The 13,690-nt window shown below is 74.7% G+C and carries 14 protein-coding genes and 1 pseudogene; 7 read left to right on the top strand and 8 right to left on the bottom strand.

Annotated elements, in window-relative coordinates:
- Positions 1-124: 124 nt before the first annotated feature.
- Together ACFW6A_RS23450 and ACFW6A_RS23455 are read left to right on the top strand one after the other, a co-directional pair.
- Complete coding sequence (locus ACFW6A_RS23450; protein ID WP_351856894.1) at positions 125-520, top strand: VOC family protein; 396 nt, start codon at positions 125-127, stop codon at positions 518-520.
- 120 nt (positions 521-640) lie between these two features.
- Positions 641-979 (top strand): MazG-like family protein, encoded by a 339-nt coding sequence (locus ACFW6A_RS23455; RefSeq protein ID WP_351856896.1) that lies wholly within the window; start codon positions 641-643, stop codon positions 977-979.
- Here ACFW6A_RS23455 and ACFW6A_RS23460 read toward each other — a convergent pair.
- The 6 genes and pseudogenes from ACFW6A_RS23460 to ACFW6A_RS23485 all read right to left on the bottom strand — a co-directional run.
- The gene (locus ACFW6A_RS23460; RefSeq protein WP_386642506.1) at positions 976-2,340 is read right to left on the bottom strand and encodes a SulP family inorganic anion transporter; all 1,365 of its coding nucleotides are present in this window, start codon (positions 2,338-2,340) and stop codon (positions 976-978) included. The two genes, ACFW6A_RS23455 and ACFW6A_RS23460, sit on opposite strands and share 4 nt — an antisense overlap.
- Before the next feature lie 308 nt (positions 2,341-2,648).
- A complete protein-coding gene (locus ACFW6A_RS23465; protein WP_351856899.1) occupies positions 2,649-3,128 on the bottom strand; it encodes a carboxymuconolactone decarboxylase family protein in 480 nt (159 codons plus the stop codon).
- 150 nt (positions 3,129-3,278) lie between these two features.
- Entirely contained in the window at positions 3,279-3,434 is a 156-nt protein-coding gene (locus tag ACFW6A_RS23470; protein ID WP_351856901.1) for a hydrophobic protein, read from the bottom strand.
- 74 nt (positions 3,435-3,508) lie between these two features.
- Positions 3,509-4,054, bottom strand: coding sequence for an SRPBCC family protein (locus tag ACFW6A_RS23475; protein WP_386642509.1), 546 nt, complete (start codon positions 4,052-4,054; stop codon positions 3,509-3,511).
- A gap of 96 nt (positions 4,055-4,150) precedes the next feature.
- Complete coding sequence (locus ACFW6A_RS23480) at positions 4,151-4,336, bottom strand: hypothetical protein (RefSeq protein WP_386642578.1); 186 nt, start codon at positions 4,334-4,336, stop codon at positions 4,151-4,153.
- Positions 4,337-4,477: 141 nt separating this feature from the next.
- Positions 4,478-4,579 (bottom strand): annotated as a pseudogene (locus tag ACFW6A_RS23485) (hypothetical protein); the annotation flags it as partial.
- Between the two features lie 202 nt (positions 4,580-4,781).
- Here ACFW6A_RS23485 and ACFW6A_RS23490 point away from each other — a divergent pair.
- The gene (locus ACFW6A_RS23490; RefSeq protein ID WP_386642512.1) at positions 4,782-6,221 is read left to right on the top strand and encodes a TerD family protein; all 1,440 of its coding nucleotides are present in this window, start codon (positions 4,782-4,784) and stop codon (positions 6,219-6,221) included.
- Between the two features lie 7 nt (positions 6,222-6,228).
- Here the strand turns inward: ACFW6A_RS23490 and ACFW6A_RS23495 are convergent, their stop codons facing one another.
- Entirely contained in the window at positions 6,229-7,428 is a 1,200-nt protein-coding gene (locus ACFW6A_RS23495) for an ROK family transcriptional regulator (RefSeq protein ID WP_351856908.1), read from the bottom strand.
- A gap of 159 nt (positions 7,429-7,587) precedes the next feature.
- Between ACFW6A_RS23495 and ACFW6A_RS23500 the strand changes: the two genes are divergently transcribed.
- A complete protein-coding gene (locus ACFW6A_RS23500) occupies positions 7,588-7,887 on the top strand; it encodes a hypothetical protein (protein ID WP_351856910.1) in 300 nt (99 codons plus the stop codon).
- Positions 7,888-8,016: 129 nt separating this feature from the next.
- Here ACFW6A_RS23500 and katG read toward each other — a convergent pair whose 3' ends face one another.
- A complete protein-coding gene (gene katG / locus ACFW6A_RS23505) occupies positions 8,017-10,206 on the bottom strand; it encodes a catalase/peroxidase HPI (RefSeq protein WP_386480010.1) in 2,190 nt (729 codons plus the stop codon).
- 245 nt (positions 10,207-10,451) lie between these two features.
- Between katG and ACFW6A_RS23510 the strand changes: the two genes are divergently transcribed.
- The 3 genes from ACFW6A_RS23510 (at position 10,452) to ACFW6A_RS23520 (ending at position 13,689) form a co-directional block, all read left to right on the top strand.
- The gene (locus ACFW6A_RS23510; protein WP_351856869.1) at positions 10,452-11,267 is read left to right on the top strand and encodes an alpha/beta hydrolase; all 816 of its coding nucleotides are present in this window, start codon (positions 10,452-10,454) and stop codon (positions 11,265-11,267) included.
- 108 nt (positions 11,268-11,375) lie between these two features.
- Positions 11,376-13,229 carry an ABC transporter ATP-binding protein gene (locus ACFW6A_RS23515; RefSeq protein WP_386642517.1) on the top strand — a complete coding sequence of 618 codons (1,854 nt, stop codon included), beginning with the start codon at positions 11,376-11,378 and terminating at the stop codon, positions 13,227-13,229.
- A gap of 187 nt (positions 13,230-13,416) precedes the next feature.
- Positions 13,417-13,689 carry a hypothetical protein gene (locus ACFW6A_RS23520; RefSeq protein ID WP_351856873.1) on the top strand — a complete coding sequence of 91 codons (273 nt, stop codon included), beginning with the start codon at positions 13,417-13,419 and terminating at the stop codon, positions 13,687-13,689.
- Position 13,690 lies beyond the last annotated feature (1 nt).

Here is a 13,690-nt window from a genome sequence, read left to right on the forward strand (position 1 = left end):
GTGCGGGCCGGTCACGGGCGCGTACGCGCGCACGGGGGTCCGGCGGGCGGGCGCGGCCGGACGCCGCCGCGGTCATCGCCCCCGTACGACCGGCACCATCGAACGGAAACACGGGAGACACCGCATGCGCGTGAAAGCCTTCGACCACCTCGTCCTCAACGTCACCGACGTCGAGCGGTCCCTCGCCTTCTACACCGGCCCCCTCGGCCTCGCGCCGGAGCGGGTGGAGGAGTGGCGGGCGGGGAAGGTGCCGTTCCCGTCCGTGCGCATCGACGAGGGCACCGTCATCGACCTCTTCTCCCGGCCCCGGGGCGAGTCCAACGTGGACCACATCTGCCTGGTCGTCGACCCGCTCGACTGGCAGGAGGTCATCGGCTCCGGCGCCTTCGACGTCGTCGAGGGCCCCGTCCCGCGCTGGGGCGCCCGCGGTTCGGCCCAGTCCGTCTACGTGAAGGACCCGGACGGCAACACCGTCGAGCTCCGCTGGTACCCCCAGGACCTTCCGGCGGAGACCGAGTAGCGCCGCCCGCGCCCACGGCCCGCCGCGTACCGCGATCACCCGCCGCGTACCGCGATCGCCGGGACGGTCCCCGGGACCGCCCCCGCTCCGCCCCCTCGGGGCACCTGGCAGGCTGCGGGCATGAGCGACGAAGAGACCTGGACCACCGTCACCCGCCTCCACGACTGGCTCGCGCGCCATCAGTCCCTGCCGCCGGGGCAGGAGATCCTGCTGCGGGTCCTCAAGCTCTCCGAGGAGGTCGGGGAGGCGGCCCAGGCGGTGATCGGGGCCACTGGGCAGAACCCCCGCAAGGGCACCAGCCACAGCTGGGAGGACGTCGAGGCCGAACTCTGCGACGTCGTCATCACCGCCATGGTCGCGCTGCGCACCCTCACCCCGGACGCGCCCGAGGTCTTCGCCGGCCATCTGCGCCGCGTGGCGGCCCGCTCGCTGCCGGACGGCGACGCCCCGGCCCCCTAGCCGGCGGAGGTGGGTGCGGAAGCGGAAGCCGAGGCTGAGGCCGGGGCCGAAGCGGCGGCCGGGTCCGGAGCGGGGGCGTCGCCCGGGCGGGTGCGTGGGGCGGTGGCCGAGGTGGCGGCCGTGCGCCCTGCGGACCGCCGGGCGAGGACGGCGGCGGCGGTGAGGGAGCCGATGATCACGCCGAGGGCGAGGTTGTGGGAGACCAGGACGCACGCGAGCGTGACCAGCATGACGACGGTCTCCCCGACGGGGGTCCGCCGGAGGGTGCGCGGTGCGACCGACTCCCAGTCGAAGGCGGCGACCGACACGATGACCATGACCGCCACCAGCGCGGCCATCGGTATCCGCGAGACCACCGGCCCGAGGGCCACGCACAGGCCCATCAGGAACGTGCCGGCCAGGAAGGTGGAGACCCGGGTCCTGGCGCCCGCCACCTTCACGTTCATCATCGTCTGGCCGATCACCGCGCAGCCGCCCATTCCGCCGAACAGGCCGGTGACGACGTTCGCGACGCCCTGCCCGACCGACTCGCGGGTCTTGCTCGACGGCGTGTCGGTGAGTTCGTCGACGAGCTTCGCGGTGAGCAGCGACTCCACCAGGCCGACGAGGGCGACGGCGAAGGCGTACGGGGCGATCGTCATCAGCGTGTGTGGCGTGAACGGCACGTCGGGCAGGCCCGGCACCGGCAGCGCCGACGGCAGCGCGCCCCGGTCGCCGACGGTCGGCACGGCGATTCCGGCGGCCACCGTGACCAGGGTCAGGACGGCGATCGTGACGAGCGGCGCGGGCACCAGCGTCGTCACCCGGGGGAAGAGGACGAGCAGGACGATCCCGGCCGCGATCAGGCCGTACACCGCCACGGGCACGTTCCGGGTCTCGGGCAGCTGGGCGAGGAAGACCAGCGCGGCCAGCGAGTTCACCGAGCCGACCAGGACCGGACGCGGGACGAACCGCATCAGCTTCGCCACCCCCACGAGCCCCAGCACGATCTGGAAGAGGCCGGCGAGGATGACCGTGGCGATCAGGAACTGCACGCCGTGCTCCCGGTTCACCGGCGCGATGACGAGTGCCACGGCGCCGGTGGCGGCCGAGATCATCGCCCGTCGGCCGCCGACGATCGCGGTGGTGACGGCCATCGTGAACGACGCGAAGAGCCCGAGCGCCGGATCGACACCGGCGATCACCGAGAAGGCGATGGCCTCGGGGATCAGCGCCAGGGCGACGACGAGCCCCGCCAGCACCTCCGTCCGCCACACCCGGGGGTCGCGCGTCCAGGCGGGCACCAGGGCGCGGAGCCGGGACGCGGCCGGAGCCGGCGGAGCGGGGGCGGGTGCGGGCGTGGAAGCGGCGGGGGAAGGCAAGGAAGGGCGACCTGTCGTACGGGGGAGGGCGGCCGCCCGGGCGATGGCCCGGCGGGCCGGGGAGACCAGTCGACTTTACCCGCCCGCCCCCGCCGGCCCGCTCACCTGTTCGCCCGGCCACCGGCCCCTCCACCCACCGCCCCGGGAGTTCGGGCCAGGTCGGCCCGGTCGGCCGATCGATCTGGACGGTCCTGCTGGTCCGGCGGACCCTGAGAGTTTGGTCGGCCAGGTCGGCCAGATCAGCCCGGTCGATCCGTTCAGCCTGGTCGGCCCGCGCGGCCGGACCTCCCGGGTGCGGCGGGCCGCGCTCAGCTCGGTCGTACGGGGTGCTTGCTGAGGATCGAGACCCGGTTGAAGGCGTTGATGGTGATGGCCACCCAGACGACGGCGGAGAGTTCGGCGTCGTCCAGGACCTCGCGGGCCTCGGCGTAGGCGCGTTCCTGCGCGTCGGCCTCGGCCGGGTGGGTGGTGGCCTCGGCGAGGGCCAGCGCGGCCCGCTCGCGCGGGGTGAAGACGTCGGTGTCCCGCCAGGCGGCGAGCACTCCCAGGCGGCGGGGGGTCTCGCCGGCGAGGAGGGCGGCGCGGGTGTGGGTGTCGAGGCAGTAGGCGCATCCGTTCAGCTGGGACACCCGCAGGTTCACCAGCTCGACCAGGATCCGGTCGAGTCCCGCGTCGTCGGCGGCCCCCCGGACCGTCTGCGCCGCGCGGACGAAGGCCTTGTAGGCCTCCGGGGTCTGCTTGTCGAGGAAGATGCGCTGCCCGGCCGATGCCGCCACGACGTCGCTCACTGTCCGCTCCTTCACCGTCGTCCCGCGCGTGCGGCGGGGCGTGGGGTCATCTTCCCCCGAAAGGTAGTTGAAAATCAAACTAAAGCGGGGGGTGCGTGCCGGAGCCCGCCGCCCGGACGGGGCGACGGGCTCCGGGGACGGGGGCGCGGGTCACCAGCGGTACCACCGCGAGCCCGAGCTGCGGAACAGGAAGCCCAGCACCCACAGCACCAGCACAGCGATGGCGATGTACCAGAGCGCCTCGACGGCGAAGCCGGTGCCGAAGAGCACCAGGATGAGCAGGAGGACGAGCAGAAGGGGGACCATGACGAAGCCTTTCGGGTGCCAGGAGGGGCGGGCCGGCGGGGCGGCAGCGACTGCCGCCCGGACCGGAAGTCCGGTTACGGGGGCGACGGCGGCGCCGGGCCCGCAGGCGGAGACGGAGAAGACCCGGGCGGGACGGGCCCGGTCGCCGGGGCCGGTGACCGGGCCGCGTCCGCCGGGCGGAGGCGGCCGCGCCAGGCGCCGGTCGCCGCGTGACGGTCCTCGACGAAGTCCTTGAACCGCCGGAGGTCACCGGAGACCCGGCTCGACACGATGCCCAGCGCCGTGGCCGCCCGCTCCGCCGGCCCCTCGGGTTCCACCTCCATCGCCAGCCGCACGCGCGTGTGGCCGGCGTCGACCGGCGCGAAGGTGACGACGCCCCGCCGGCAGATCCCGCCGCCCACGGTCCGCCAGGCGATCCGCTCGTCCGGCAGCTGGTCGACGATCTCGGTGTCGAACTCCCGCCGGATTCCGGCGATCCCCGTCCGCCAGCGCAGGTGCCGCTCGTCGGTCTGCTCCACCGCCACCACGCCGTGCATGAAGCGGGGGAACTCCTCGAACTGCGTCCACTGGTCGTACACCCGCCGCAGCGGCGCGTCGACCCCGATCGTGTCGTGCAGCACGTCCTCACCTCCTCGGCGCCCGGACGGAGCCGGGGTCACACCCCCGCGAGTGCCCCGCGTCGCGCGGAGCACTCGCGAAAGCCCGGACCGCGTCCCTCAGCCGCCGCCGCCGACGCCGTCCCCGTCCCCGTCCCCGTCCCCGTCCCCGCCGTCCCCGCGGCCGCGGTAGCCGCCCGCCTGGAGCGCGAACATCCCCGCGTAGGTGCCGCCGAGCGCCGGCAGCTCCTCGTGGGGGCCGGCCTCGACGACGCGCCCCCGTCGAAGACGTGGATCCGGTCGCACGCCGCCACGCTCGCCAGCCGGTGGGAGACCAGCACCGTGATCCGGTCGGTACGCCCCCGGTCCCGCAGGACCGCCTCGTACACCGCGTGCTCGGACGGCGGGTCCATGCTCGCCGTCGGCCCGTCGGCCCGTCGGCCCGTCGAGCAGGAGCAGCGCCGCGTCCTTGTACAGCCCGCGCGCCACCGCCACCTTGGCCCACTGCCCACCGGACAGCTCCTGCCCGCCCCGGAACCGCTTCGACAACAGCGCCTCCCACTGCCCGGGGAGCGTCCCGCCGACACGTCACGTTCGCCGGCGCGCTGAAGGGGAACCGCACCGGCCGAAACGCCGAAGGCGGCTCCGGCGGGCGGCTGCCGGGGGGACGGTACTTGTCGGCGGGGCGTGTGTCGCGGAGGATCTTTCCTGTTCGACCGGGTGGGGAGACGAGGGGAAGGGTTCGAGCACGATGACGACGCTGATCAAGGGGGGCAATGGCTTCGTGCCCTCGGTGCCGCTGCGGATCGCCGTACGCGGCCGGGGGACGGACGCGATGGCGCTCCTCCTCACCGAGCGGGGGCTCGTCCGGGGCGACGCCGACGTGGTCTTCCACGGGCAGCCCGCGCACCCGAACGGCGCCGTGCGCCTCCTTCGGGCCGAGGACGGCACCGACTGGCTGGAGCTCGGCCTGCCGACCCTCGAACCGAACGTCGCCCGGGTCCTCGTGGTCGGCTCCACGGACCGCGGCTCCCTGCGCGACGTGCCCGGCCTCGGCGTCGAGGCCTTCGCCCCCGACGGCACCCCGGTCGCCCACTACGAGGTGACCGACGCGGCCGGGGAGACCGCGATGGTCCTCGCCGAGCTCTACCGGCGGGCCGGCGGCTGGAAGTTCCGGGCCGTCGGACAGGGCTGGGCCGACGGTCTGGAGGGCCTGGCCACCGACCACGGCGTCCACGTGGCCGGTGCGGAGCCGCAGACGCCGCCGGCGCCGGTGCCGCCCGCTGCCGCGGAGCCGCGGGCACCGATGCCGCCCGCCTTCTCGGCACCACCCGCCTTCACGGCCCCCGCCCCCGCTCCGGCCTTCGCGCCGCCGCCCGGGCCCGGGCCCGCGCCCGTGGCGCCCGCCGCGTTCGCGCCGCCCGCGCCCGTCTCCGTCCCCGCCTCCGTACCCCCGCAGCACCCGGCCCCGGCCCCGGCGCCCGTGCCCGCGGCGGCCGGGCGGGACGAGGCGTGGGCGTACGGACCGGTGTTCGCCCCGTACACGGAGACCGGGCGGGACAACGAGGTGATCACGGTGGAGGGGCTGCCGCCGGGGCCCGTCATCGTGCAGCTGGAGGTGCCCGAGGCGGGGTACACCGGGCTCACGGTCCTCGACCGGCGCAACAAGGAGAAGGACAACCTCGTCAACAGCACCGAGGACCACTACTTCGGCCGGGTCCTCGCCACCGTCCCCTCCCACGGCACCCTGCGGTTCCGCCTGGAGGCCGAGGGGCACTGGCGGGTGGAGGTCTCGCCGCTCGCCACCGCCCGGCGGCTGACCGAGGAGGAGGCGCAGTTCCAGGGGCCGGACGTGCTGCTGCACACCGGCGGGGTCGCCGATCTGGCGATCCACTACCGGGGCGACGACAACCTCATCGTCAACGTCTTCGAGCTGGCCGGCCACGACGACCACACCGTCCTGCCGGACGACGAGAACGTCGTCAACGAGATCGGCAAGCGGCGCGAGACCGTGCCGCTCACCGAAGGGCCCCTCGTCGTCCAGTTCGAGATGGCGGACGGGCCGTGGCGGGCCCGCCTCAAACGCGTCCAGCCGCGCACCCGCCCGCTGTTCGGGGACGACACCCCGGTGAGCCCCTGGCAGACCCCGCCCCCGGCCGGGCGCAAGGGCTGGCTCTCCCGCGGCCGCTGAGGAGGCGTCAGGGGCAGTGCGTGACGGGCGGCGGCCCGCCGAAGACCTCGTCGCGGGCCGCCGTCAGCGCGAGGTCGAGCGCGCCGTCGAGCACCGCGTTCCCGGCCACGGCCGACAGCCGGATCCGGGCCCGGGAGTGCGCGAGCACCCGCAGCTCGCTCTCGACCAGTGCCCGCAGCGGCTCGCCCCCCGCCGCGCAGAGCCGCCCCGCGAGCACGACGACGCCCGGATCGACGACGGTCACGATGGAGGCCAGACCGGCGGCCAGCCGCCCCGCCACCACCCCGAGCCCCGCCCGCGCCGCCTCGTCGTGCCCCGCCCGCCGCACGGCCTCCGCGACCGCCTCGGCGAAGTCCTCGCCCGGCACCCCGTGGGCGCGCAGCAGGTCCCGCACCGCCTCGCCGCCGGCGAGTTCCTGGTAGCCGTGGCGGCCGTAGCGGCCGCCGGCCTCGCGGGCGGTGGGGGCGCCGGGGAGGGGGAGGTAGCCGACCTCGCCGGCCCCGCCGAAGTGACCGCGGTGGAGACGGCCGCCGAACACGAGGGCCGCCCCGAGGCCCTCGTCGGCCCACAGGAGGACGAAGTCCGGGCAGTCGGCGGCGGCGTGGGCGCGCTCGGCGACGGCGGCGAGGTTCACGTCGTTCTCGATCCGGACGGGCAGCCCGAGGGCCTCGCCGAGGGTCCGCTCCACGTCGGGGAAGAGCCAGGCGGCCATGTCCTCCTCGCTGGCGTAGCCGAGCCGGCCGGTCGTCGGGTCCACCGCCCCCTGCACGCCCACCACGACCCGCCGCGGCGGCCGGGGGGCCGGCGCCAGGGCGAGCGCCGCCCGCAGCGCCTCCACCAGCGCCTCCCGGCCCGGCCCGGCCGGCACGGGCGCCTCCGCCTCGCCGAGCACCGCGCCGGTGACGTCGGCGGTCCGCACCGCGATCCGGTCCGGCGTCACGTCGAGCGCCGTCGCGTAGGCCGCCGCGGGGTTCACCCGGTACGTCTCCGGGACGCGGCCGGGCAGGCCGGTCCGCAGCCCGTTGCCCACCACGAGCCCGGCGCCTTCGAGCCGGGCCAGGACCTGCGAGGCGGTGGGCTTGGAGAGGCCGGTGAGCCGGCTGATCTCCGGCCGGGTGAGCGGCCCCTGACGGAGCAGCAGGTGGAGGGCGGCGCGGTCGTTGACCGCCCGCACGAGTCCGGGCGTCCCGCGGACGAGCTCGGCCACTTGTCCTCCGCACGCGGGTCGGCCTCGATTCGAACGGCCAGCCTACAGCGCGGTTCCGGCCCCCCGGAGGGGCCGGAGGCCCCGGCGGAGGCGTGGCCCGTTCGGAGGACGCCGGGGCCGGTCGCGTGTCCCCCCGGCGGAACGTTCCGTTGTGAGGGTGTGACCTCACCTCGACGCATCTCCTCGGTCCTCGCCGTCGCCGCCGCGTTCACCTGCCTCGGCGGTGCCGCCTCACAGGCCGTCGCCGCGCCCGCCGGCCCGCTCGGCCCGCCGATCAGCCCGATCGCCGAACTGGACGCCCTCGCCACCACCGGCATGACGGAGGAGGCCCGCGCCGGCTACCCCGGCGTCGGCGAGCAGCTCGGCGGCCTGAGCCGGGTCAACGAACTCCACCAGCTGCACCAGCTCACCGACCAGGCCGCGCCGGTCACCGGGCTGCTCCCCGAGATCTCCACCTGACGCCCCTCCCGCTCCGCGGGCACACCGCGCTTCCGGCGCCCGGACGGCCGCAGCACGGCCGTCCGGGCGCCGGCCCGTGTCCGGGGCCGCTTCCTGGCCCGCTTCCGGACTTGGTGCCGGCGGAGGCCGTCAGCGCAGGTCGAAGCGGTCCAGCTTCATCACCTTGGACCAGGCGGAGACGAAGTCGCGGACGAACTTCGCGCCCGCGTCCCGCGAGGCGTACACCTCCGACAGGGCCCGCAGCTGGGCGTGGGAGCCGAAGACCAGGTCGACGGCGGTGCCCGTCCACCGCGGCTCGCCGGTGGCCCGGTCGCGGCCCTCGTAGACGTTCTCGTCCCGCTCCGAGACCTTCCACTCCGTGCCCATGTCGAGCAGGTTGACGAAGAAGTCGTTGGTCAGGACGCCCGGGCGGTCGGTGAGGAGCCCGTGCCGCGTGCCGCCGTGGCCGGTGCCGAGCGCCCGCATCCCGCCGAGGAGCACCGTCATCTCCGGCGCGGTGAGGGTGAGCATGCCGGCCCGGTCGAGCAGCAGCGTCTCCGGCGACAGCTTCTCGCCCGGCCGCAGATAGTTGCGGAAGCCGTCGGCGCGCGGTTCGAGGACCGCGAACGACTCCACGTCCGTCTGCTCCTGCGTGGCGTCCGTCCGGCCGGGGGCGAACGGCACGGTCACCGGGTGGCCGGCGTCCTTCGCGGCCTTCTCGACCGCGGCGCAGCCGCCCAGCACGATCAGGTCGGCCAGCGAGATCCGGGTGCCGTCGCTCCGCCCGGCGGCGAACTCCTCGCGGATCGCGTCCAGGGCGCCCAGCGTCTCGCCGATCTCGGGCAGGTCGTTGACCGCCCAGTCCTTCTGCGGCGCGAGCCGGATCCGCGCGCCGTTGGCGCCCCCGCGCTTGTCGGTGCCGCGGAAGCTCGCCGCCGACGCCCAGGCGGTGGTGACCAGCTGGGGCACGGTCAGCCCGGAGGAGAGGATCCGCTCCTTGAGGGAGGCGATGTCCTCGTCGGAGACGAGGCCGTGGTCGACCGGCGGCACCGGGTCCTGCCAGAGCTGCGGCTCGGGCACCCACGGGCCGAGGTAGCGGGAGACCGGGCCCATGTCGCGGTGGAGCAGCTTGTACCAGGCCTTGGCGAACGCCTCCGCCAGCAGCTCCGGGTTCTCGTGGTAGCGGCGGGCGATCGGGCCGTACACCGGGTCCATGCGCAGCGCCAGGTCGGTCGTCAGCATCATCGGCGCGTGCCGCTTCGACGGGTCGTGCGCGTCCGGGACGGTGTCCTGGGCGGCCGGGTCGGTGGGCTTCCACTGCCGGGCGCCGGCCGGGCTGGTGGTCAGCTCCCACTCGTACCGGAAGAGGTTGTCGAGGAAGCCGTTGTCCCAGACGGTCGGACGGTTCGTCCAGGCCCCCTCCAGACCGCTGGTGAGGGCGTCGGCGCCGGTGCCGGTGCCCTGGCTGTTCCGCCAGCCGAGGCCCTGCTGCTCGATCGGCGCGGCCTCCGGCTCCGGGCCGATGTACTCGGGCCCCACGGCGCCGTGGCACTTGCCGAAGGTGTGGCCGCCGACGATGAGCGCGACCGTCTCCTCGTCGTCCATCGCCATCCGGGCGAAGGTCTCGCGGATGTCGCGGGCGGCGGCCAGCGGGTCCGGATTGCCGTTCGGACCCTCCGGGTTGACGTAGATCAACCCCATCTGGACCGCGCCGAGCGGGCCCGACAGCTCCCGGTCGCCGCTGTAGCGCTCGTCCCCGAGCCAGGTGTCCTCCGGGCCCCAGAAGATCTCCTCCGGCTCCCAGATGTCCTCGCGGCCGAATCCGAATCCGAAGGTCTTGAACCCCATGGATTCCATCGCGCAGTTGCCGGCGAAAACCAGGAGGTCGGCCCAGGAGATCTTCTGCCCGTACTTCTGCTTGACCGGCCACAGCAGCCGGCGCGCCTTGTCCAGGCTCGCGTTGTCCGGCCAGCTGTTCAGCGGCGCGAATCGCTGGGCGCCGCTTCCGCCGCCGCCCCGGCCGTCGGCGATGCGGTACGTGCCCGCCGCGTGCCAGCTCATCCGGATGAAAAGCGGACCGTAGTGGCCGTAGTCCGCGGGCCACCATTCCTGCGAATCCTTCATCAGGGCGATGACGTCCCGCCGCAGTTCCTCGACGTCGAGGCCGGCGAACTCCTTCGCGTAGTCGAAGCCCTGGTCGAGGGGGTCGGCCTGGGGATCGTTCCGATGGAGCACGGAGAGGTCCAGCTGGTTCGGCCACCAGTCCCGATTGGTCCGGGGCCGGGTGTCCTTGGGGCTGGGGGAGGGAATTACCGGGTTCTCGCTCTCGCTGCCGGTCACGTACGGCCTTCTTCCTGTGTGCGTGCTTCTTTCCCGCCGCCGGCCGGGATTCTCACGACGGCGCGTCCGTATGGTCGCGCACCGGGGTGCCCGCGGCCATGCGAACACGCAGGGCCGGGTCGCGCGGAAATCACCGGAACGGCCGTCCGCCCCCGCGGGCGCTTTCCTGTTGAGCCCCCGGAATCGCCTCCCTACGCTGGGAAAGTCCGCGGTTCGGGAAAAGGGCGAGCGACGAGGAGGTGCCGATGGCCGGCGTCGCCGTGCACCGCGCCGTCCTCGGCGACGGGCGCCCCACGCTGCCGTACGCGGAGACCGGACGGCCCGGGAGCGGGCCGCCGCTCGTTCTCGTCCACGGCTACGCCGACTCCTGGTGGACCTGGGAGCCGGTGCTGCGGGCCATGCCGTCCGTCCTGCACGCCTACGCGCCCACCCAGCGCGGCCACGGCGACGCCGGCAAACCCGAGGAGGGCTACCTCCCGGAGGACTTCGCCGACGACCTGGTCGCCTTCCTCGACCACCTCGGCATCGAGCGGGCGGTCCTGGTCGGGGGGTCGAGCGGCGGCGTCCAGGCCCGGATCGTCGCCGGCAGGCGGCCCGACCGGGTCGCCGGGCTCGTGCTCCTCGGCGTCCCGGCCCTGCTCGCCGACAAGCCCGGCGTCACCGGGATCCGGGAGGCCGTCCAGGCCCTGGAGGATCCCGTGGACCGGGCGTTCGCCGCCGAGTTCACCCGCGGGCTGGTCGTCGGCAGGGTGGCGCCCGGCTTCCTGGAGACCGTCGTCGACGAGAGCCTGAAGGCCCCGGCCCGCGTCTGGCGGGAGACCCTGCGCGGCCTCTTGGAGACCGACCTCGCGGCCACGCTCACCGGGATCCTCGTCCCCACCCTCGTCGTCTGGGGCGACCGCGACCCCCTCCTCACCCGTTCGGACCAGCAGCTGATCCTCGACGCGATCCCCGACTCCCGCCTCCTCGTCCACGAGGGCGCCGGCCACGTCGTGTACTGGGAGGACCCGGAGCGGGTCGTGCGCGAACTCGCCGCCTTCGCCGCCGCGCTGCGCCGCTGACCGCACGGCCCCGGCCCCTCCGCCCCGCCGGAAAACCCGTGGACCGGCCCGCCCGCCCTCCGCCACACTCCGTCACCGAACGTATCGGCACGACGACGGAAGGTCGTGATGGGAACGTCAGGACAACGCGGCGGCGGACCGGGCAAGGGCTCCGTCCGCCTCGCGCTCCGCCATTACGGGGGAGAGCTGCTCCGGCTCCGGCGGGTGGCCGTGCCCGCGCTGCTGCTGCCGGCGCTCGGCAACATCGGGATCCAGTACCTCGCCCCCCTCGTGGTCGCCAAACTCGTCGGTCGGGTCGCCGACGGCGGCCCCGCCACCCTCTCCGCGGTCCTGCCCTACGCCCTCGGGTTCGCCGGCGTCCTGCTGCTCGGCGAGGCGCTGTGGCGGGCCGGCTTCCACTGCCTCAACCGGCTCGACGCCCGGGGCATCGAGCACCTCTACGTCGTCGGCATGGACGAACTCCTCGCCAAGGACGCGGCGTTCTTCCACGACAACTTCGCCGGCTCCCTCACCAAGCGGGTCATCAGCTTCGCCTCCCGGTTCGAGGACTTCGTCGACACCCTGACCTTCCAGGTGATGGGCAGCCTCGTCCCGCTGCTGTTCGCCTCGGTGGTCCTCTGGCAGTACGACCCGATGCTCGTCGTCGGACTGCTGGTCATGATCACGCTCACCGGCGTCTGCGTCTTCCCGCTGGTGCGGCGCCGGCAGCGCATCGTCGCCGACCGCGAGCAGGCCATCGCCCGGGTGTCCGGGCACGTCGCCGACGTGCTCACCAACATGGACAGCGTCCGCTCCTTCGCCGCCGAGCGGCGGGAGGCCGCCGAGCACCGCTCCCGGGTCGCCGAGTCCCGGCGGATCACCCTGCGCTCCTGGGACTACGGCAACCTGCGCATCGACACCCTCGTCGCCCCCCTCTCCGTCGTCACCAACGTGCTCGGGCTCGTGCTCGCGCTGATGCTCGGCGCGGGGGACCGGGGCGTGGAGGCGATCATCGTGGCGTTCACGTACTACGCCAACGCCACCCGGATCATGTTCGAGTTCAACCAGATCTACCGGCGGCTGGAGAGCTCCATGACGGAGGCCGCCCAGTTCACCGAGCTGCTCCTGGAGCCGCCGACCGTCGTCGACCCGCCCGCCCCCGAACCCCTCGCGGGCCGGTCCGGCGCGGTCCGCTTCGAAGGCGTGCACTTCGCCCACCGGGGGGCGAAACCGCTCTTCGAAGGGCTCGACCTGGACGTGCCCGACGGCACCAAGGTCGGCTTCGTCGGCCGCTCCGGCGGCGGCAAGACGACCCTGACCCGGCTGCTGCTGCGGATGACCGACGTCGACGGCGGGCGGATCCTGATCGGCGGTCAGGACATCAGCCGCATGCGCCAGTCGGACCTGCGCGGCCTCATCGCCTCCGTACCGCAGGACCCGGCGATGTTCCACCGCACCCTCCGGGAGAACATCGCCTTCGCCCGGCCCGGGGCCACCGAGGCCGAGGTCCGCCGGGCCGCCGAGGCCGCCCACGTCACGGAGTTCGCCGACGCGCTGCCCGAGGGCTTCGACACCCTGGTCGGCGAGCGCGGGGTGAAGCTCTCCGGCGGACAGCGGCAGCGGGTCGCCCTCGCCCGGGCGATCCTGCGCGACGCGCCGGTCCTGCTGCTCGACGAGGCGACCAGCGCCCTCGACTCCGAGAGCGAGCTCCTCGTCCAGGACGCGCTGTGGCGGCTGATGGAGGGCCGCACCGCGCTCGTCGTCGCCCACCGGCTCTCCACCGTCGCCGGCATGGACCGGCTCGTCGTCCTCGACCGCGGCCGGATCGTCGAGCAGGGCGGCCACCACGAGCTGCTCGCCGCGGACGGCACCTACGCCAAGCTGTGGCGCCACCAGTCGGGCGGCTTCCTCGAGGACGCCGAGGCCGACGCCGCCGGGGCGGGCGGCGATCGGACCGGGCCGGGGGCCACCGTGTCCCGCTGACCCGCGCGCCCCCTCCCACCAGCGGATTCGCCCGGCCGACCGGTCCGGGGGCTGCGGGCCGTGCGGGTGCGGACACGGTCCGCGTCTGCCAGCCTGGTGCCAGCGTGCCCGGCACAACGCCTTGACGGAAACCGTCCGTCCCACCGCCTCGGTGCGGTGGGACGGCGTACGACGGAAGGAGGCGGTCATGCTCATCGGCCACGCCTTCGAAGAGGGCGTCCTGCACCTGTCGCTCCCCGGCGACCTCGCCCTCGCCAGCCGATCCGCGGCCGACCTGGAGGCCGAGGCCCTGGCCCTGGCCCACCGGCCCCGGCTCGTCCGGGTCCAGCTCACCACCGCCGACCCCTCGCCCGCCTCCCTGAGCGTGCTCTCCCGCGTCCGCCGCTTCTGCGAGAACGTCCGCATACCCCTCACCGTCGTCGGCCCGGTCACGGTCGCGGCGGCCCCGCTCCGCGAGTAGC

The sequence above is a fragment of the Streptomyces sp. NPDC058758 genome (assembly GCF_042746075.1).
Classification (GTDB): Bacteria; Actinomycetota; Actinomycetes; order Streptomycetales; family Streptomycetaceae; genus Streptomyces.

Coding starts and splice junctions, on each gene's coding strand:
- ACFW6A_RS23450 (WP_351856894.1), top strand. CDS start 125: ATGCGCGTGAAAGCCTTCGACCACCTCGTCCTCAACGTCACCGACGTC.
- ACFW6A_RS23455 (WP_351856896.1), top strand. CDS start 641: ATGAGCGACGAAGAGACCTGGACCACCGTCACCCGCCTCCACGACTGG.
- ACFW6A_RS23470 (WP_351856901.1), bottom strand. CDS start 3,434: ATGGTCCCCCTTCTGCTCGTCCTCCTGCTCATCCTGGTGCTCTTCGGC.
- ACFW6A_RS23490 (WP_386642512.1), top strand. CDS start 4,782: ATGACGACGCTGATCAAGGGGGGCAATGGCTTCGTGCCCTCGGTGCCG.
- ACFW6A_RS23510 (WP_351856869.1), top strand. CDS start 10,452: ATGGCCGGCGTCGCCGTGCACCGCGCCGTCCTCGGCGACGGGCGCCCC.
- ACFW6A_RS23515 (WP_386642517.1), top strand. CDS start 11,376: ATGGGAACGTCAGGACAACGCGGCGGCGGACCGGGCAAGGGCTCCGTC.
- ACFW6A_RS23520 (WP_351856873.1), top strand. CDS start 13,417: ATGCTCATCGGCCACGCCTTCGAAGAGGGCGTCCTGCACCTGTCGCTC.